This window comes from Jidongwangia harbinensis, from assembly GCF_020216025.1.
GTDB lineage: Bacteria > Actinomycetota > Actinomycetes > Mycobacteriales > Micromonosporaceae > Actinoplanes > Actinoplanes harbinensis.
The window spans coordinates 404,935-423,662 of the sequence record NZ_JAIWNC010000002.1 but is presented as its reverse complement, the minus strand read 5'-3'; the positions used below and the strand labels follow the sequence as shown (position 1 = coordinate 423,662).

14 protein-coding genes are annotated in these 18,728 nt (G+C 71.1%); 4 read left to right on the top strand and 10 right to left on the bottom strand.

Translation table 11 applies throughout. From position 1 onward, the window contains the following. Nucleotides 1-41: 41 nt before the first annotated feature. Together LDL48_RS04410 and LDL48_RS04405 are read right to left on the bottom strand one after the other, a co-directional pair. A complete protein-coding gene (locus LDL48_RS04410) occupies nt 42-1,994 on the bottom strand; it encodes a PPC domain-containing protein (protein WP_225253678.1) in 1,953 nt (650 codons plus the stop codon). Nucleotides 1,995-2,109: 115 nt separating this feature from the next. Further along, a complete protein-coding gene (locus LDL48_RS04405) occupies nt 2,110-3,171 on the bottom strand; it encodes an ROK family protein (RefSeq protein ID WP_225253677.1) in 1,062 nt (353 codons plus the stop codon). Between the two features lie 115 nt (nt 3,172-3,286). Between LDL48_RS04405 and LDL48_RS04400 the strand changes: the two genes are divergently transcribed. Together LDL48_RS04400 and LDL48_RS04395 are read left to right on the top strand one after the other, a co-directional pair. Further along, a complete protein-coding gene (locus tag LDL48_RS04400; RefSeq protein WP_225253676.1) occupies nt 3,287-4,825 on the top strand; it encodes a DUF1800 domain-containing protein in 1,539 nt (512 codons plus the stop codon). 5 nt (nt 4,826-4,830) lie between these two features. Further along, the gene (locus LDL48_RS04395; protein WP_225253675.1) at nt 4,831-6,105 is read left to right on the top strand and encodes a DUF1501 domain-containing protein; all 1,275 of its coding nucleotides are present in this window, start codon (nt 4,831-4,833) and stop codon (nt 6,103-6,105) included. 344 nt (nt 6,106-6,449) lie between these two features. On the opposite strand, the gene mmsB is transcribed toward LDL48_RS04395, so the two are convergent. The 7 genes from mmsB to LDL48_RS04360 form a co-directional block, all read right to left on the bottom strand. Further along, nucleotides 6,450-7,706, bottom strand: coding sequence for a multiple monosaccharide ABC transporter permease (gene mmsB, locus LDL48_RS04390; RefSeq protein ID WP_225253674.1), 1,257 nt, complete (start codon nt 7,704-7,706; stop codon nt 6,450-6,452). Between the two features lie 6 nt (nt 7,707-7,712). Further along, nucleotides 7,713-9,242 (bottom strand): multiple monosaccharide ABC transporter ATP-binding protein, encoded by a 1,530-nt coding sequence (mmsA, locus tag LDL48_RS04385; RefSeq protein ID WP_225253673.1) that lies wholly within the window; start codon nt 9,240-9,242, stop codon nt 7,713-7,715. A gap of 75 nt (nt 9,243-9,317) precedes the next feature. Then, on the bottom strand, nt 9,318-10,451 hold the full coding sequence (gene chvE, locus LDL48_RS04380) for a multiple monosaccharide ABC transporter substrate-binding protein (RefSeq protein WP_225253672.1): 1,134 nt from the start codon (nt 10,449-10,451) through the stop codon (nt 9,318-9,320). A gap of 132 nt (nt 10,452-10,583) precedes the next feature. After that, nucleotides 10,584-12,071: an L-arabinose isomerase gene (gene araA / locus LDL48_RS04375; RefSeq protein ID WP_225253671.1), complete on the bottom strand. Its 1,488-nt coding sequence runs from the start codon at nt 12,069-12,071 to the stop codon at nt 10,584-10,586. Further along, on the bottom strand, nt 12,068-12,754 hold the full coding sequence (locus tag LDL48_RS04370) for an L-ribulose-5-phosphate 4-epimerase (protein ID WP_225253670.1): 687 nt from the start codon (nt 12,752-12,754) through the stop codon (nt 12,068-12,070). The genes araA and LDL48_RS04370 overlap by 4 nt, the downstream gene beginning before the upstream one ends. Beyond that, the gene (gene araB, locus LDL48_RS04365) at nt 12,751-14,394 is read right to left on the bottom strand and encodes a ribulokinase (protein ID WP_225253669.1); all 1,644 of its coding nucleotides are present in this window, start codon (nt 14,392-14,394) and stop codon (nt 12,751-12,753) included. The genes LDL48_RS04370 and araB overlap by 4 nt, the downstream gene beginning before the upstream one ends. A gap of 130 nt (nt 14,395-14,524) precedes the next feature. Beyond that, nucleotides 14,525-15,508 carry a LacI family DNA-binding transcriptional regulator gene (locus LDL48_RS04360; protein WP_225253769.1) on the bottom strand — a complete coding sequence of 328 codons (984 nt, stop codon included), beginning with the start codon at nt 15,506-15,508 and terminating at the stop codon, nt 14,525-14,527. Between the two features lie 175 nt (nt 15,509-15,683). Here LDL48_RS04360 and LDL48_RS04355 point away from each other — a divergent pair, with 175 nt between their 5' ends. Further along, nucleotides 15,684-17,102: a DUF2252 domain-containing protein gene (locus LDL48_RS04355; RefSeq protein ID WP_225253668.1), complete on the top strand. Its 1,419-nt coding sequence runs from the start codon at nt 15,684-15,686 to the stop codon at nt 17,100-17,102. Between the two features lie 55 nt (nt 17,103-17,157). Further along, nucleotides 17,158-17,565, top strand: coding sequence for a PPOX class F420-dependent oxidoreductase (locus LDL48_RS04350; RefSeq protein WP_225253667.1), 408 nt, complete (start codon nt 17,158-17,160; stop codon nt 17,563-17,565). On the opposite strand, the gene LDL48_RS04345 is transcribed toward LDL48_RS04350, so the two are convergent. Beyond that, nucleotides 17,552-18,553 carry a hypothetical protein gene (locus LDL48_RS04345; protein ID WP_225253666.1) on the bottom strand — a complete coding sequence of 334 codons (1,002 nt, stop codon included), beginning with the start codon at nt 18,551-18,553 and terminating at the stop codon, nt 17,552-17,554. The genes LDL48_RS04350 and LDL48_RS04345 overlap by 14 nt on opposite strands. Between the last annotated feature and the right edge of the window lie 175 nt (nt 18,554-18,728).

The following is an 18,728-nucleotide window of genomic DNA, read 5'->3' as shown; positions in this document are numbered from 1 at the left end:
GGCAGACGCCGGGACACCCCTTCTCGTGATCCGTTACCGGGTCAGCTCGTCACGCCGAAAACGATCCGGCCGAGCGTGTCCTCGGTACCGACGAACCCTTCCTCGGCGCTGAACACGTCGTCGCCGAAGTCGACGTCCGGGTCGTCCGCCGTGCCACCGACGCCGTCCGGCCCGACGCCGTACAGGTTCTGGTAGTTGGCGCCACCCGAGTCCATCAGGTTGACGTGCTCGCTGGTGTTGTCGGTGTGCCAGTTGCCGAAGAAGTGGCCGGCCTCGTGCGCCGTCACGTTTCCGACCGCCTGGCCGACGAACGCCACCCGGTCGCTGGCGGACGTCATGTAGGTGTTCAGCGACGTCTCCGGGCCGGTCGGCTCGCTCAGCACGTCCAGCAGCACCAGCGCGGTCTCTTCGGTGGCGAAGTTACCCGGGTCGATGCTCTCCGCGATGCCGATGGTCGGCACGCCGGACTCCTCGATCGTGCCGCCGACCACGATCCGGCTCACGTTCGCCTGACCCCACGGGTCGGCGTGGTCCCGGCTGTTGAGGATCTTCAGCTTGAACTTGCCGTTGAGACCGGCCTCGGCGAGGTCGTGCTTGATGCTCTCGGAGACGCTGGCGACGATCGCGTCGATCAGCTCGTCCTCCTGGTCCCGGGTGAGACCCCACTGGGCCAGGAACGCGGCCAGCGGGCTCAGCTGCCGGACGCCGGGGCCGCCCCAGCCGCCGATCGCGGTGTTGACCCGGGCGCCGTCGAAGTCCAGGAACAGCGTCTGGTTGGGCCGGTCACCCTGCAGCGTCGGGCGGTACGCCTCGACCGTCACGTCGTAGTTGCCGTCGCCCGACGACACGCCGACGTAGTGCCAGCCGGCCTCGGTCGCCACGTAGTCGGTGGTGGCGTTGCCGCCACCGGGCAGCGGCGACTCCGCCGGGAAGATGAAGCTGGCGTCCTGGTCGGACCCGTGCACCTCGCGCGGGACGGTGTCGTAGACCGTGAGGTACGTCGCGGCGCCCTTGACCGTGGAACCGATGACGTCACCGGCGCGCAGCTTGACCGCGAAGAAGTCCTGGTCGGCCTCCCCCGCCGTGATGGTGACCGAGTACGGCCCCTCGCTGCCGGCACCCTCGCCGCTGCCCGAGTCGTTCGGGTCGGCCGGCAGGGCGAAGAACCCGGACACCAGGACGTAGAACGTCCCGGCGGCGGGCACCCGGTAGGTCACCCGGCTGTCCAGCTCGCCACCGAAGTCGTCGTTGCCGACCAGCAGCTCGCCGTCCGCCGAGTACACCGCGGCGATGGTGTCCAGCTCGCCGGTCGGGGTGGCCGTCTGCACGGTCAGCACCTCGCCGGCTTCCGCCTGCACCCGGTAGAAGTCGAAGTCACCGGAACCGCTGCCGGCCGAGCCGTGCGGGCCGTCACCGATCTCCGCGCTGGTCTCGATGCCGCCCCGGCTCTCGCCGATACCGGTGTCGCCGGCCAGCGGGATCGAGCCGTCGTCCTCGGCGTTCGCGGCCACCGTCTCGACGGCCACCGCCTCGGGGTCCAGCTGGCCGAGGATCCGCAGCTTCGAGTTCTGGTTGGCGGCGGTGCCGAAACCGTTGATCCGCTGGGCGGACGCCGGGTTGTCGTTGGCACCCCGGGTGCCGTCCGGCTCGTCCTCGTCGGCGAGCAGTGGCGACGCGGCAGCGCGAGCGCCGGGCGCGGCCTGCGCCCGCAGCTTGGCCTGGGCCTTCTTGGCGGCCTGCTCCGACATGTACCGGGCCCAGCCGCTGTAGTCCGCCTTGCTGCCCTCGGGCAGCAGGGCCAGGAACGGGTTCGGTCCGGCCGGCTTCTTGCCCGGAGCCGCCTTGGCGGTCACCGAGATGCCGACGCTCTGGGCCGCCTTCTCGGCGGGCGAGAGCCCCGGATCTGGTGTGGACGGCGCGCCGGGCGCGGCGCCCGGCGTGAGCGCAACGAGCCCGAGCAGGACAGCTCCGGCAGTCGCGATGCTTCGTCGCATCAAAATTCCCCCTTCAGCGCGTCCGCGGCCCCCGCCTCGGACGGCACTGGCGACGCTACTGAAGGGGACGATCAATATCTAGTACGGTCAATGATGCATATGTTAAGAAGTTGACCTATGTGGATCGCACGGCGTCCAGCGCGGCCACCGCGGCGCCCCGGGCTCCGGCCATGTCCAGGTCCGGTACCAGCGCGAACGTCGCGGCCGCGGTCTGTTCGGTGCGCAGCTGCGTGTGTTCGCGCACGGTGTTGAGGAACCACTGCCGGAATTTCGGCGTCGCCTCGACGACGCCGCCGCCCAGGAAGTACGCCGACGGGTCGGTGAACTGGGCCGCGATGGTGAACAGCTTCCCGATCGCCTTGGCCTGCTGACCGAAGACGGACAGCGCCAGCGGATCCTCCTTCTCGCCGTAGCCGCGCAGCATCTTCGCCGCACGGGCTACCGGCTCGGCGGCCAGCGGGTGGTCCGGGTGCCGGCCCAGCCAGTACGGCAGCAGGTTGTTGGTGATGCCGGTCAGCGAGGCCACGCTCTCCACGTCGCCGGCGAACCCGCAGTTGCACTGCGGCACCGGCTGACCCGGCTCCAGCACGTCGTGCAACGGGATCTGCACGTGGCCCAGCTCGCCGGCCATGCCGGCCGCGCCGCGGATCACCCGGCCGGACTCCACCACGCCGCCGCCCATCCCGGTGCCGACGATCGCCGACACCGAGGAGCGCTCCGCCGCCGCGGCGCCGAAGTGCCGGTGGTGGGCGTACAGCGCGGCGGCGTTCGCGTCGTTGTTGTAGATCACCGGCAGGCCGATCCGGGCCTGCAGCGCGCCCCGGATGTCGAAGCCGTGCCAGGAGACCTGGTTGAAGTTCGTCGAGCCCTTGGACGAGATCACGCCGTCCGCGCTGGCCGGGCCGGGCGTGTCCAGGCCGACCGCCCGGACCAGGGTGCGCGGCGTGCTGGTCAGCTGGAGGATGCCGTCGAACGCCTCGGCGAGCTGCTCGACCGCGGACTCCGGGCCCTCGTTCACCAGGCTGGCGTTCTCCACCAGGCGGTCGACGAGGAACTGGCCGGTGGCGTCCAGCACGGTGGCGTTGTTGCAGGTGCCGCCGTTGTCGAGGCCGACAACGACCCAGGACGCCGGGGTACGCGCGGGTATGGCCGGGAATGCGGCATCCGTGTGATCCACAACACAAAGCCTACGTCCCGGGCCGCCGGGCCGGAACGGGTGCCCGGCGATTGCGGCTCGGTAGCGCCCCGCGGGTTGTCCGATGCGGTCCGCCGCGCCGGCCGAAGGGCCTGCCATGACTGGATCGCAGCCCTCCCGCCGGACCCTGCTCGCCGGTGGCGCCGCCGCGCTGGCCGCCACCGTGGCCGGCGGTCTCGTGGTGGACGCGGCCGCCGCCGCACCCGCCGCCGCGGCCGGCCCGGCGGGCCTGCTGCCCGCCGACCCGGTGGCGCACCTGGTCCGGCGCGCCACGTTCGGCCCCACGCCGGCGAGCCTCGCCGAGGCGGCGAAACTCGGGGTGTCCGGATGGCTCGACCGGCAGCTGAACCCGGCCACGATCACCGACGCCACCTGCGACGCGCTGCTGACCCGGCTGCCGCTGGCCGGTGCGGACGTCGCCGCCGTCCGGGCCGCCCTGCCGAAGCACTCCTACGAGGCGTTCAACCAGCTCGGCCGGGCCACCGTGGCGCGCGCCGTGTGGAGCAACCGGCAGCTGTTCGAGATGACCGTGCACGTCTGGAACAACCACCTGCACGTCGCCGCCCCGTCCAACGGCGTCTGGGACAGCCGCGCCGACTACGACCGGCAGGTGATCCGCAAACACGCCTTCGGCCGGTACGCCGACATGCTCAAGGCCGCGGCCCGGCACCCGGCGATGCTGACCTACCTGGACAACCGGTCGTCCACCCGGTCGCACCCGAACGAGAACTACGCCCGCGAGCTGATGGAACTGCACACCGTCGGGATGATCTACTCCGAGGCGGACGTCCAGGCGGCGGCGCGGCTGCTCACCGGGCTCACCGTGAACGCCACTGGCACGTACGCCTACCAGAGCACCCGGCACGCCACCGGCCCGGTCGCCGTGCTCGGCTTCAGCCACGCCAACGCCACCGCCGAGGGCGGCGAAGCGGCCGCGCTCGCGTTCCTGGACCACCTGGCCCGGCACCGCGCCACCGCCGAACGGATCGCCACCCGGCTGTGCGTGCGGTTCGTCGCCGACGAGGCCCCGGCCACCCTGGTCGCCACGCTGGCCGACGTGTACCAGCAGCACGACACCGCGATCACCCCGGTGCTGCGGGCGCTGTTCACCTCCGCCGAGTTCGCCGCGTCCGCCGGGCGCAAGGTGCGCACCCCGTTCGAGGACCTGACGGCCACCGTACGGGCGCTCGGCCTGGCCCCGGAGACCTCCGGCGTGAAGGGCCTGGACGCGCTCTACCACATGCTCGTCAACGCGGGGAACGCGCCGCTGCGCTGGGCGCCGCCGAACGGCTACCCGGACGTGGCCGCCGCCTGGGCGTCGCCGTCCGCGTTCCTGATGCGGTGCAACAACCACCTGAACCTGGCAACCGGCTGGTATCCCCGACAACTGGTCCGCCCCGCGAATATGCTGACCGCTCTGGTGCCGGTCCGGCCCGCCACCTACGGGGGCCTCGTCGACGCGCTGAGCAGGCGCCTGCTCGGTGTCACCATGCGCCCCGAGCACGTCGCCGCCGTGCTGACCGTGGCCGGCAAACGCCCGGGCAGCGCCCTCACCAGCACCGACACGTCCGTCACGGGCAGCCTGCCGTACCTGGTCGCGCTCGTACTCGACTCGCCCTACTTCCAGCTGAGGTGACGACCATGACCGCCCGTACCGAATGTGGATGTGCCGAACAACGGAACCTGACCCGGCGCCGCCTGCTCGGCCGCACGGCCGCCGCCGGCGCCGCCGGAGCGCTCGCCGGCCTGGCCGGCGAGGGCCTGGCCACCAACCTGGCGTTCGCCGCCGGCAGCTACACCGGCGACACGCTGGTCGTCCTGTCGCTGCGCGGCGGCTTCGACGGCCTGACCGCGGTCGCCCCGATCGGCGACGCCGACTACTACCGGGCCCGGCCCACCATCGCGCTGCCGAAGAGCCAGGTGATCGCGGGCGACGGCATGTTCGGCCTGCACCCGGCGCTGGCCCCGCTGCTGCCGATGTGGCAGAACGGCAACCTGGCCGCCGTGCACGCCGTCGGCCAGCCCAACCGGACCCGCTCGCACTTCGCCGCGATGGAGGAGATGGAGCGCGCCGCCGCCGGCACCTCGCTGCGGACCGGCTGGCTGGACCGGATGCTCGGCCTGACCGGCGCCACCGGCCCGCTGGGTGCGGTGTCCATGGGCAGCGCCATGCCGGCCCGGCTCCTGGCCGGCCCCGCCGCGGACGTCTCGATGGCCTCGGTGGACGGCTTCATGCTGGCCGGCGAGTCCGCCCGCCGCCCGATGGCCGCCGCGCTGCGCCAGCTCTACCAGGGCGCGCCGGACCTGCTGGCCGCGCCCGCGGTGGCCGCCGACTCGGCGCTCACCGCCACCGCCGCCCTGCGCGGCACCGGCTACACACCGGCCAACGGCACGGTGTACCCGGACACGCCGCTCGGTGCCGCCCTGCGCGACATCGCCCGGCTGATCAAGGCGAACGTCGGGCTGACCGCCGCCGCCGTCGACTCCGGCGACTGGGACATGCACGAAGGGCTCGGCACCGCGGTCAAGGGCCAGCGGATGTACGACAACCTGCACGCCACCGCGACCGCCCTGGCCGCGTTCGCCGCCGACCTGGGCCCGGCCGGCCTGGCGAACGTGACGCTGGTGACGGTGAGCGAGTTCGGGCGCCGGGTGACCGAGAACGGCTCCCGCGGCGTCGACCACGGCCACGGCAACGCGATGCTGCTGCTGGGTGGCGGGGTGCGCGGCGGCCGGGTGTACGGACCGTGGCCCGGGCTGGCACCGGGTGCGCTGATGGACGGCGACCTGGCCGCGGTGACCGACTATCGGGCGGTGATCGGGGAGGTTCTGCAGAAACGGTGCGGGCTCGGGTCGCTGAGCGAGGTGTTCCCGTCGGTGGCGCCGTCGTCGTTCGGGCTGGCGGCGGCCCGCTGAGCAGACCGGTTCCGCGGCGGCGAACCGCCAACCCGGAACCCGGCGGTCTCCGTCGGCGTCGCCCCCGGCCGGGTCCAACGAGTCCTCTACCTACGTGTCGAGTTTCGGCGTGTCCCGCACCCAGAACCTCCACATCCAACCGCCCGCCAAAGGTCGTGCCGAGTTGCGGCGCGGACACCACCCGAAAACCACACGCGCCACCGCCAACCGTGTGGCGTTACGGCGCGGAGCACTTTGTCCTGGGAGACGACCCGCAGGACCGGCCGGGCGCCCGGCGGTCACAGTGGACCACCGGGCGCCGGGACGGTACGGCGGGCATCCGGGCGCGGACCCGGAGGCTGTGCTCAGCGGCTGGCGCCGGCGCGGCGCTTGCTCCAGACGTCGAAGGCGACCGCGGCCAGCAGCACCGCGCCCTTGACCAGCAGGACCGTCTCGCTCTGCGCGCCGATCAGCGACATGCCGTTGTTGATCACGCCCATGATCAGGCCGCCGGTGATGGCGCCGACGACCTTGCCCACGCCGCCCTGGACCGCTGCGCCGCCGATGAAGGCCGCCGCGATCGCGTCCAGCTCGAAGTTGGCGCCGGCGGTCGGGTTGGCCTGGTTGAGCCGGCCGGCGAAGATGACGCCGGCCAGCGCGGCCAGCACGCCCATGTTCACGAAGATCCAGAAGATCACCGACTTGACCTTGACGCCGGAGAGCGTCGCGGCCTGCAGGTTGCCGCCGACCGCGTAGATCTGCCGGCCGAAGACCGCCCGGTTGGTCAGCAGCGAGTACGCCAGCACCAGGAACGCCAGCAGCACCAGGACCCAGGGCAGGTTCTTGAACCGGGCGAGCTGCACGATGACCGCGATGACCAGGAACGAGGCCACGGCGATCTTGCCGATGAACAGCGGCATCGGGTCGACGACCTGGCCGTACTGCTGGCGGGCCGAGCGGGTGCGCCACTGGGTGAAGACGATGCCGGCGACCGCCACCACGCCGACCAGCAGGCTGAACAGGTCGGCGCCGCCGAGCGCGCCGAGGCCGATGTTGCCCAGGTAGCCCTCGGTGAAGCCGTTCGACAGGGTCCGGACCTCGTCGGGGAACGGGCCGATGCCCCGGTTGCCGAGGATGGTCAGGGTCAGCGCGCGGAACAGCAGCATGCCGGCCAGGGTCACGATGAACGCCGGGATGCCGAAGTACGCGATCCAGTAGCCCTGCCAGGCCCCGATCAGGCCACCGACGACCAGGGTGATCAGCAGCGCGAGCGGCCAGGGCACGTCGTGCTCGACCATGAGCACCGCCGCCACCGCGCCGCAGACCGCGACCACCGAGCCGGCCGACAGGTCGATGTGGCCGGCGATGATGATCAGGATCATGCCGATGGCGAGGATCAGGATGTACGAGTTCTGCACGATGATGTTGCTGATGTTCTGTGGCGCCAGCAGGTCACCGCCGGTGAGCACGGTGAACAGCAGGACGATCAGCGCGAACGCGATGTAGATGCCGCTCTGGCGCAGGTTCAGGTTGTAGCGCCGGGGTGAGTCCCCGGTCGGGCCGGCCGGTGCGGCCGGTGTCTCGGCCACCGCGAAGTCGGCGTTGGTGGGTGCGACAGACATCGCGGGTTACTCCGTTCCCTTGGTCATCAGCGTCATCAGGTTCTCCTGGGTGGCCTCGGCGCGGGCCACCTCACCGGTGATCCGGCCCGCCGAGAGCGTGTAGATCCGGTCGCAGATGCCCAGCAGCTCGGGCAGCTCGGAGGAGATGACCAGCACCGCCTTACCCTCGTCCGCGAGCCGGTTGATGATCGTATAGATCTCGTACTTGGCGCCGACGTCGATGCCCCGGGTGGGCTCGTCCAGGATCAGCACGTCCGGATTCGTGAAGATCCACTTGGACAGCACGACCTTCTGCTGGTTCCCGCCGGAGAGCTTGCCGGTGACGCTCAGCACGCTGGGCGCCTTGATGTTCATGCTGTCCCGGAACCCGTTGGCGGTCTTGAACTCCTCGTTCTCGTCCACCCAGCCGCGCTTCGCGAGCTTGCCCAGGGCGGCCGCGGAGATGTTGCGCTTGATGTCCTCGATCAGGTTCAGGCCGTACCGCTTGCGGTCCTCCGTCGCGTACGCGATGCCGTGCTTGATCGCGTCGCGCACCGAGCGCAGGTGGATCTCCTGGCCGTCCTTGATCAGCCGCCCGGAGATGCCGGTGCCGTACGAGCGGCCGAAGACGCTCATCGCCAGCTCGGTACGGCCGGCGCCCATCAGCCCGGCCAGCCCGACGATCTCGCCGCGGCGCAGGGTCAGGTTGGCGTTGCTGACCACCACCCGGCCGTGCTGGGTGGGGCTGTGCACGGTCCAGTCCTCGATCCGCAGCACCTCCTCGCCCACGTGCGAGGAGTGCGGCGGGTAGCGGTGGTCGAGGTCCCGGCCGACCATCCCGGAGATGATCTTGTCTTCGGTGACCTCGTCGGCCTGCAGGTCCATGGTGCTGATCGTGCGGCCGTCGCGCAGGATCGTCACCCGGTCGGCGATGGCCATGACCTCGTTCAGCTTGTGCGAGATGATCACGCAGGTGATGCCCTCGTCCCGCAGCCCACGGAGCAGGCCGAGCAGATGGGACGAGTCCTCGTCGTTGAGCGCCGCGGTCGGCTCGTCCAGGATGAGCAGCTTGACCCTCTTGGAGAGCGCCTTGGCGATCTCGACCAGCTGCTGCTTGCCGACACCCAGATCGAGGATCGGGGTCACCGGGCTCTCGTGCAGGCCGACCCGGCGCAACAGCTCACCGGCGGCGTGGTTGGTGCGGTTCCAGTCGATCAGCCCGCGGGTGGCCTGCTCGTTGCCGAGGAAGATGTTCTCGGCGATGGAGAGCTGCGGGGCCAGCGCCAGCTCCTGGTGGATGATGACGATGCCGCGGTGCTCGCTGTCGCGGATGCCGGAGAACCGGCACTCCTCGCCCTCGAAGGTGATCTCGCCGTCGTAGGAGCCGTGCGGGTAGACCCCGGACAGCACCTTCATCAGCGTGGACTTGCCGGCGCCGTTCTCACCGCAGATCGCGTGGATCTCGCCGCGGGTCACCGACAGGTTGACGTCCTGGAGCGCCTTGACCCCGGGAAACGTCTTGGTGATGTCCTGCATGCGCAGGATGGTGTCGCTCATGCTCATCCCCCAGGGTCGGCACGGAGAAGGACCGGTGCCCGCCGCTGAGGCTCAGCGACGGGCACCGGAGTGGCGTTACTTCAGGTCCGACTCCTGGTAGTAGCCCGAGTCGACGAGCTCCTTCTTGTAGTTGCTCTTGTAGACGATCACCGAGTCCAGCAGCTGGGCCGGGACGACCTTCACGCCGTTGTCGTAGTCCTTGTCGTTGTTCGTCGTCGGCTTCTGGCCCTTGAGCACCGCGTCCGCCATCTGCACCGTGGTGTCCGCCAGCTTGCGGGTGTCCTTGTAGATGGTGGCGAACTGCTCACCGGCGATGATCGACTTGACCGAGGCGGCCTCGGCGTCCTGGCCGGTGACGACCGGGTACGGCTGACCGGCGGTGCCGTAGCCGTTGCTCTTCAGCGCGGAGAGGATGCCGATGCTCAGGCCGTCGTACGGCGAGAGCACGCCGTCGACCTTGGCGCCGCCCTTGTAGGTCGAGGTCAGCAGGTTCTCCATGCGGTCCTGGGCGACGGCCGGCTTCCACCGCAGAATCGCGACCCGCTTGAAGTCGGTCTGGCCGCTCTTGACCACCAGGGTCTTGTTGTCGATGTAGGGCTTCAGCACCGACATCGCGCCGTTGAAGAAGAAGGTGGCGTTGTTGTCGTCCGGCGAGCCGGCGAACAGCTCGATGTTGAACGGACCCTTGGCGTCACCCTTGGTGGTGCCGTCCTCCTTGAGCAGCTTCAGGCCGACGAGCAGCGAGGTCGCCTGCTGCACACCGACCTTGAAGTTGTCGAAGGTGGCGTAGTAGTCCACGTTCGGGCTGTCCCGGATCAGCCGGTCGTAGGCGATGACCGGGATGTTGTTCTCCTTGGCGCTCTGCAGCTGCGTGGTGATCGCCGTGCCGTCGATCGACGCGATGATGAGCAGCTTGGCGCCCCGGGTGATCTGGTTGTCCAGCTGGTTCACCTGGGTCGGGATGTCGTCCTCGGCGTACTGCAGGTCGACCTTGTAGCCCTTGGCCTCGAGCTGCTTCTTCAGGTTGTCGCCGTCACCGATCCACCGCTCGGAGGAACGCGTCGGCATGGTCACGCCGATCAGCGCACCGGCGTTGTCGGCCGCACCGGCACCTTCCTTGTCGGCGGTCTTCTCGGCCGAGCCACAGGCGCCCAGAGCCACCGTCAGCGTCGCGGCCGCAGCCACTGACGCGAACCTCGTCAACTTCATCGTTCTCTCCTTGCGATGGTGAGGGTCCCCAATGACGCGCACGACGGCGCAACTTTCCCGCGCGTACGCTCAGAAGTAAACAATTTCAGACAGTGTTGTTAGGAGTGCGTTACAAACAGCAACGCCCTTGAACTACCTCGGGAACTGTCGGTAGTACGCCTGGTTCCAGCGCACCCGATCGGCGAAATCGTGCGTGGTGGTGTTCTCGTCGATGACCAGGAGTTCGGTCTGCACCATCTGGGCGAAGTCGCGCAGCGGCTCCACCCCCACCGCCTGGGTGAGCACGGTGTGGTGCGGCCCGCCCGCGGTCAGCCAGGACTCCGCCGACGTGGAGAGCGACGGCGCCGGTTTCCAGACCGCCCGGGCGACCGGCAGGTTCGGCAGCGGCTCGTCCGGCGGCGTCACCTCGACGGTGTTGGCGACCAGCCGGAACCGGTCCCCCATGTCCGCCATGCCGATCACCACGGCCGGACCGGCACCGGCGTCGAAGACCAGGCGCACCGGGTCCTCCCGGTTGCCGATGCCCAGCGGATGGATCTCGCAGGACGGTCGTGCGGCGGCGATGCTGGGGCAGACCTCCAGCATGTGCGCGCCCAGGATCTTCGGCTCGCCCGGCCCGAAGTGATACGTGTAGTCCTCCATGAACGAGGTACCCCGGCCGGTCCCCGTACCCATGGCCTTGACCGCCGCGAGCAACGCGGACGTCTTCCAGTCCCCCTCGCCGCCGAAGCCGTAGCCGTCGGCCATCAGCCGCTGCACGGCCAGGCCGGGCAGCTGCCGCAGCCCGCCGAGGTCCTCGAAGTTCGTGGTGAAGGCGCCGAAGCCGCCCTCGGTGAGGAACTGCCGCAGGCCGGCCTCGATCCGCGCGGCGTAGCGCAGCGCATCGTGCCGGGCGCCGTCCTTGCGCAGTTCCGGCGCCAGTTCGTAGGCGTCGGCGTACTCGCCGACCAGCGCGTCCACCGCGGCGTCGTCCGCCGCGTCGACGACCGCGACCAGGTCGTTCACGCCGTACGTGTTGACCGAGACGCCGAACCGCAGCTCCGCCTCGACCTTGTCCCCCTCGGTGACCGCGACGTCGCGCATGTTGTCGCCGAACCGGGCCAGCTTGAGCGTGCGCAGGTGCTGCGCGCCGGTGGCGGCCCGGATCCATCCGTCGATCCGGCGGACCACCTCCGGGTCGGAGGTGTGCCCGGCCACCGTCTTGCGGGCCACGCCGAGCCGGGACTGGATGTAGCCGAACTCCCGGTCGCCGTGCGCGGCCTGGTTCAGGTTCATGAAGTCCATGTCGATGGACGCCCACGGCAGCGACGCGTTGAGCTGGGTGTGCAGGTGCAGCAGCGGCTTGCGCAGCGCGTCCAGGCCGGTGATCCACATCTTGGCCGGGGAGAACGTGTGCATCCAGGCCACCACCCCGATGCAGGCCGGGTCGGCGTTGGCCGCGAGCATCACGTCCCGGATCGCGGCGGAGTCGGTCAGCACCGGCTTGCCGATCAGCTCCGCGCTGAGCCCGCCGGCCGTCAGGGTCTGCTGGATCTGCCCCGACTGGGCGGCGACCTGGTCGAGGGTCTCCGGGCCGTACAGGTGCTGACTGCCGGTCAGGAACCAGATCTGCGGCTTCACTGTGTGGGCTCCTGTCCGTAGACGTTCTGGTAGCGGGCGTAGAGGGAGTCGACGTCCGCCCGGTCGATCGCGACCGGCTCACCGAGCTGGCGCGCAATGTGCACGGTACGGGCGACGTCCTCGCAGAGCACCGCGGCCTTGACGGCGGCGCGGGCGTCCCTGCCGACCGTGAACGGCCCGTGATTGCGCATCAGCACCGCCGGCGAGCGGTGGTGCCGCAGCGTCTCGACGATGCCGCGGCCGATGGAGTCGTCGCCGATCAGCGCGAACGGGCCGACCGGGATCTCGCCGCCGAACTCGTCGGCGATCATGGTGAGGACACATGGGATCGCCTCGCCCCGCGCGGACCACGCGGTGGCGTAGGTGGAGTGGGTGTGCACCACGCCGCCGACCGCCGGCATGTGCCGGTAGACGTAGGCGTGCGCCGCGGTGTCGCTGGACGGCAGCAGCTCGCCGTCGACCAGGTTCGCGTCGAAGTCGGTGACCACCATCTTCTCCGGGGTGATCTCGTCGTAGCTGACCCCGGACGGCTTGATCACCAACAGGTCGGCGCCGGGCACCCGGGCCGAGACATTGCCCGCGGTCCACACCACGAGCGCGTTGCGGGGCAGTTCGGCGTGCAGGTCGGCGACCTGCCGGCGCAGCTGTTCGACGGTGTCCCGGACCGCCCCCAGCAGACTCACGCGGCACCGGTCCCGGCGACCCGGCGCTGGATCGCCCGCAGCGTACGCATCACCTTGTTGCCGCCCCGGCCGAAGTAGTCGTGCAGCTTGGTGTACTCGGCGAACAGTTCGTCGTAGACCGCGGCCGCGTCCGGATCCGGCCGGTACACCGCCTCCCGCTTGCGGCCCATCGCCGCGGCGGCGGACCGCACGTCGGGGTACGCACCGGCGGCGGCCGCCGCATGGATCGCCGAGCCCAGCGCCGGCCCCTGGTCGGACCCGATCACCGACAACGGCATCCGCAGCACGTCCGCGTAGATCTGCATGACCAACGGGTTCTTCATCAGGCCACCGGCCACGACGAACTCCCGCACCGGCACGCCGGCCGCGGTGAACGTCTCCACGATGGTGCGGGTGCCGTACGCAGTCGCCTCGATCAGCGCCCGGTAGACGTCCTCCGGCCGGGTCGCCAGCGTCTCCCCCACCAGCAGCCCGGACAGCTCGTGGTCGACCAGCACGGAACGGTTGCCGCTGTGCCAGTCCAGCGCCAGCAGGCCGTGTTCGCCCGGGCGCTGCCGGGCGGCCAGTTCGGTGAGCCGTTCATGGGTGTGCTCGCCGCCGAGCCGGGCGACGTAGTGGCCGAAGATGTCGCCCACCCCGCTCTGCCCGGCCTCGTAGCCCCACAGGCCGGCGACGATGCCGCCGTCCACCACGCCGCACATCCCGGGTACGTCGCGCACCTCGTCGCCGTTCATCACGTGGCAGGTCGAGGTGCCCATGATGGCGACCATCTGCCCCGGCTCGAGGGCCTGCGCGGCGGCGTTGGTGACGTGCGCGTCGACGTTGCCGACCGCGACCGCGATGCCCTCGGGCAGGCCGGTCCAGGCCGCGGCCTCGGCACGCAACCGCCCGGCGGCGTCGCCCAGTTGCCCGATCGGCTGATCCAGCTTGGTCCGGACGAAGTCGGCGAAGTCCGGGTTCAGTTCGCCGAGGAACTCCGGCGACGGGTACCGGCCGTCCTGGCGGATGCCCTTGTAACCGGCCGTGCAGGCGTTGCGGACGTAGGCGCCGGTGAGCTGCCAGACGATCCAGTCGGCGGCCTCGACCCAGCGCTCCGTCGCGGCGTAGACCTCGGGGTCCTCCTCGAGCACCTGCAACGCCTTGGCGAACTCCCACTCGGAGGAGATCAGCCCGCCGTAGCGGGGCAGCCAGGGCTCGTTGCGCTTGGCCGCGAGGTGGTTGATCCGGTCGGCGTGCGGCTGGGCCGCGTGGTGCTTCCAGAGCTTGACGTACGCGTGCGGCCGGCCGCGGAACTCGTCCAGCTCGCTGAGCGGGGTACCGTCGGCCCGGGTGGGCACCATCGTGCAGGCGGTGAAGTCGGTGCCGATGCCGACCACGTCGGCCGGGTCGACGCCGGCCGCGCGCACCGCTTCCGGTACCGCGTTGCGCAACACCCCGACGTAGTCGCCCGGCACCTGGAGCGCCCAGTCGTGACCCAGGCGGGTGCCGTCCGGCAACGTTTCGGTCAGCACCGCGTGTGGGTACTCGTACACCGCCGAGCCGAGTTCGGCGCCGTCGGCGACGCGGACCACGACCGCGCGGCCGGACAGCGTGCCGAAGTCGACACCGATGACGTACGACGTGGGACTGCCAACACTCATGGGGGATGCACCTTCCGCGACGGACGAGCGGCGTGCGGTCGAGTGTTATCGCTAACATTTGAAGTGTCAACGGCTGGCGGCAACATTGCCGACACGTAGCCGAAACGGCTGGTCCACCCGGCCGTCCGGACTATCGGGGCGGCGCCACACTTTCGCGCTTGACCAGCGACGGAGCGATGACGATGCGGTTGTCCGGGTCGGCCGTGTCGACCATCTGGGCGAGCAGCAGATCAAGGCCCGCCTGGGCCACCGCGTCGAAGGCCGGCCGGACGGTGGTCAGCGGCGGGATGAAGAAGGCCGCCTCGGGTACGTCGTCGAAGCCCACCACGCTCAGGTCGTGCGGCACCCGGCGGCCGCGTTCACTGAGCGCGCGCAGCAGGCCGAGGGCGAGGTGGTCGTTGGCCGTGAAGACCGCCGTGACCTCCGGCATCCGAGCCAGCATCTGACCGGCGGCGTACCCGGCGGCGGCGGACCAGTCGGCCGGCAGCAGCGGTGGCACCTCGGCACCCGCCTCCTCCAGCGCCTGGCGCCAGCCCTCGATCCGGCCGGCCGCGTCGTACCAGTCGGCCGGGCCGGAGACGTGCCACACCGTACGGTGTCCCGCCTGCAGCAGGTGCCGGGTCGCGGCCCGGGCCCCGGCCACCTGATCGACGGTCACCAGCGCGTGCGCCCGCCGCGGATCACCGTCGATGGTCACCAGCGGCACCCCGGTCGCGATCTCCTCGAGCGCCTCGCCGGCCGACGCCACCGGCGCGATCACCACCAGGCCGGCGACCCGCTGGTCCAGGTGCCGGTCCACGGCACCGGCGATCGACTCCCGGTCGAGCCGGCCCACGCTGCCCACGCTCACCGCGAAGCCCGCCTCCGCGGCCGCCTGCTCGAACGCGGCGAGCAGCGAGGAGGGGCCGTACAGCGTGCTGTTGAGCGCGACGATGCCGATCAGCTGGGAACGGCCGGTGACCAGCGCCCGGGCCGCCCGGTTGGGGCGGTAGCCCAGTTCCGCGATGGCGGCGCGCACCCGCAGGCGGGTCTGCTCCTTGACGTTCGGGTGCCCGTTGAGCACTCTCGACACGGTCTGGTGCGACACACCGGCGAGCCGCGCGACGTCCGTCATCGCCGGGCTGCGGGACCCCCTGATGTCCACTCACGCACCTCGTCCTCGTGTTCGGCCTCGAGGAGAGACTAGCGTCGACCGGCCCCGCAACCCGACCCCCTGATGTTAGCGATAACAGCGGCGGCGTCAACATCCGCGCGCAGATCAGCGTGTCCGGCACGTAGGCTCGGCGGTGATGAACGCACCGAGCACCCGCGGCCTCATCGGCGTCGGCGCCCGCGGCGACGACCGCTTCGCCTCGCTGCGCCGGCCCGCCCCGCCGCGCGCCGAACGCTACGAACTGGGCCGCTCGCTGCGCGAACGCGCCCACCGGTCGGACCTGGCCGCCTGGTCGCCGCCACCGGACCGGGCCGACCCGGTACGCCAGATCACCGACGCGCACACCGGGCGGGTGCCGGAACTCGTACCCGTGCGGGTGGGCCGGATGGCCGCCTCGCCGTACGCGTTCCTGCGCGGCTCGGCCGGCGTCATGGCGGACGACTTCGCCGGTCTGCCGGCCACCGGCATCACGCCGGTCATCTGCGGCGACGCCCACCTGGGCAACTTCGGCTTCTACGCCTCCCCGGAACGGGAACTGGTCTTCGACCTCAACGACTTCGACGAGGCGCATCCCGGCCCGTGGGAGTGGGACCTGCGCCGGCTGGTGGTCAGCGTGTACGTGGCGGGCCGGCAGAACGGCTTCCGGGAGACCGCCTGCGGCGACGCCGTCGTGCACTGCGTCGAGGAGTACCGCGAGCAGATCGGCCACCTCGCCGCGCAACCGCTGCTGGCCCGCTCGTTCGACCGGCTGGACGTGGACCGGTTGCGCGCCGCCACCAGCCGCGCCAGTTTCCGCGAGGAGATCGACCGCGCCGCCCGCCGGGCCCGCCGCCGCACCAGCGACCGGGCACTGCCCCGGTTCACCGAGCAGCGCGACGGGTCGGTCCGGTTGATCGAGGAACCGCCGCTGATCACCCGGCCCAGCCCGGCCGACGCCGAGCAACTCGCCGAGGCGCTGGACGGATACCTCAGCACGCTGCCACCGCACTGGGCCCGCATCCTGGCCGGGTACCGGATCGTCGACATCGCACACAAGGTGGTGGGCGTGGGTTCGGTCGGACTGCGCGCCTACGTCGCGCTGTGCGAGGGCAGCAGCCCCGACGACGTGGTGTTCCTGCAACTCAAGCAGGCCCGCCGCTCGGTGATCGCACCGCACCTGCACGGCGACTCGGCCTGGCACCGGCACCAGGGCCAGCGGGTGGTCGAGTACCAGCACGCCCTGCAGACCGTCAGCGACCCGTTGCTCGGCTGGACCACGGTCGGCGACCTGCAGTTCTACGTGCGACAGTTCCGCGACATGAAGGGCGCCATCCTGGTGGAGGACATGAGCGCGGGAGCGCTGGCCGACTACGCCGGCATCTGCGGATACCTGCTGGCCAAGAGCCACGCCCGGACCAGCGGAGCATCGATGATCGCCGGGTACGCGGGCAACAGCGGCAAGCTCGACGAGGCGCTGTGCCGGTTCGCCCGGGCGTACGCCGACCAGGTGGAGAGCGACCACGCCCGGCTGGTGGACGCGGTCCGGCGCGGCGTGCTCCCCGCGGAGCCAGCGTGAGCGACTGCACCGCAGCGAAGCAAGGGCCAGGAGCGCACGCGAAAGGCAGCCCAGCGTGAGCGGGCGGCTCTCCCTGGAGTCCGCGGCGCTGCGGGAGTTCTGGGTGGAACGGCACCTGTGCACGCTCACCACGCTGCGCGCCGACGGCTCACCGCACGTGGTCGCGGTCGGCGCCACCCTGGACCCGGAGTCCGGGCTGGCCCGGGTGATCAGCTCGGGCACCTCGGCGAAGGTGCGGCACGTGCGGGCCGGCGACGGACGGGTGGCGATCTGCCAGGTGGACGGCGCCCGGTGGAGCACGGTGGAAGGGCTCGCGGTGATCCGCGACGACCCGGCCGCGGTGGCCGAGGCGGAACGACGGTACGCCGAGCGCTACCGCGTGCCCCGGCCCAACCCGCAGCGCGTCGTGATCGAGGTGACGATCACCCGGATCCTCGGGTCGAACCGGCTCACTGGAAGCTGACCAGATCCGGCACCGGCTTGAACTTCAGGACGTCCCGCGCCCGGTACCGCTTGATGTCCTCGTCGTAGAACAGCTTGTATCCCATGTGGAACTGCCGCGGCCGGCGCAACCGCTTCCAGGTGGCGTCCTTCTCCGAGCGGGTGCCGAAGCCGTCGATGTGCTGCACCATGGCGAGGCCCGGTCGCTTCTGGACCTTGCCGACGTCCGGGATCATGGACGAGCGGAACTGGTGCAGCACGAACAGCTTCTCCGGCAGCCGGTGCCGGGCGACCAGCCCCGACACGTACTCCGAGACGCTGTTGACCTCGGCGGCACTGACCCGGCCGATGGTGCGCCCCGGCACCTTGCCCGGCGGCATCCGCCACTCCGGATCCAGCGCCAGCCCGACGTGCGGCTGCACCAGGAACCGCTCCAGCCGCCGGGCCTGCGGCAGGAAACTCCCCCGCCCCGGCTGCAGATCCAGGATCACCAGCACCTTGTTGCGGCGCGCCTGGTCGACGTACCGCTGGATCTTGGCCTCTTCGATCATCTGGCTGTAGTCGCCGTCGCTGCCCGGCTTGGCCTGCGCGACGGTCGCGATGAGCTCGTAGGCGACCTGAACCTTGCGGTCGCCGGCGAAGCCGCGGGCCGCCGCGCGCAGCTTGGGCAGCATCCGGTCCGGCGTGCCCTCGCCGAGCACGCCGAGCACGCTGGTGCCGGCAGTGCCGTAGTAGGCGACCACGCGGTAGGCCGGGAACAGCTTCGTGCCGCCCAGCGGCAGTTGGGCCGGGCGGCCCGGCGCGGGTGCGCCGCCGGGCGGGGCCGGTGCGGCCGGTTGGCCGGATCGTGCGGGGCCGGACGGTGCCGGATTCGACCGCGCGCCCGCGCCGGGCGGCTGGGCGGAGGCGGCCGGGTTCGGGGCGGATGCTTGGGGGCGTGGCTGGTCGCTGCATGCGGCCAGCAGGGCGGCCAGTGCCGTGGCGGCGACGACCCGGACATATCGGCTCACATCTACCTCCTTACCGCAACCTCGGCCACGTTACCCACACCGGTGGGTGGAGGACTCGCGCAGGGTGGGCCGGACTCGGGTCGGCGCGCGGTCGTGGTGTGAACACCCGGTTGCCGCGCACCGGAAGGCGGCAGGCCACCGGGCCGCGCGTGACCGGTAGGCGTACCCGATGATC

Bases quoted from the DNA above. Each gene is read 5' to 3' on its own strand.
- LDL48_RS04355 (WP_225253668.1), top strand. From the start codon at position 15,684: ATGAACGCACCGAGCACCCGCGGCCTCATCGGCGTCGGCGCCCGCGGC.
- mmsB (WP_225253674.1), bottom strand. From the start codon at position 7,706: ATGTCTGTCGCACCCACCAACGCCGACTTCGCGGTGGCCGAGACACCG.
- LDL48_RS04400 (WP_225253676.1), top strand. From the start codon at position 3,287: ATGACTGGATCGCAGCCCTCCCGCCGGACCCTGCTCGCCGGTGGCGCC.
- araB (WP_225253669.1), bottom strand. From the start codon at position 14,394: ATGAGTGTTGGCAGTCCCACGTCGTACGTCATCGGTGTCGACTTCGGC.
- mmsA (WP_225253673.1), bottom strand. From the start codon at position 9,242: ATGAGCGACACCATCCTGCGCATGCAGGACATCACCAAGACGTTTCCC.
- LDL48_RS04395 (WP_225253675.1), top strand. From the start codon at position 4,831: ATGACCGCCCGTACCGAATGTGGATGTGCCGAACAACGGAACCTGACC.
- LDL48_RS04410 (WP_225253678.1), bottom strand. From the start codon at position 1,994: ATGCGACGAAGCATCGCGACTGCCGGAGCTGTCCTGCTCGGGCTCGTT.
- chvE (WP_225253672.1), bottom strand. From the start codon at position 10,451: ATGAAGTTGACGAGGTTCGCGTCAGTGGCTGCGGCCGCGACGCTGACG.
- LDL48_RS04360 (WP_225253769.1), bottom strand. From the start codon at position 15,508: ATGACGGACGTCGCGCGGCTCGCCGGTGTGTCGCACCAGACCGTGTCG.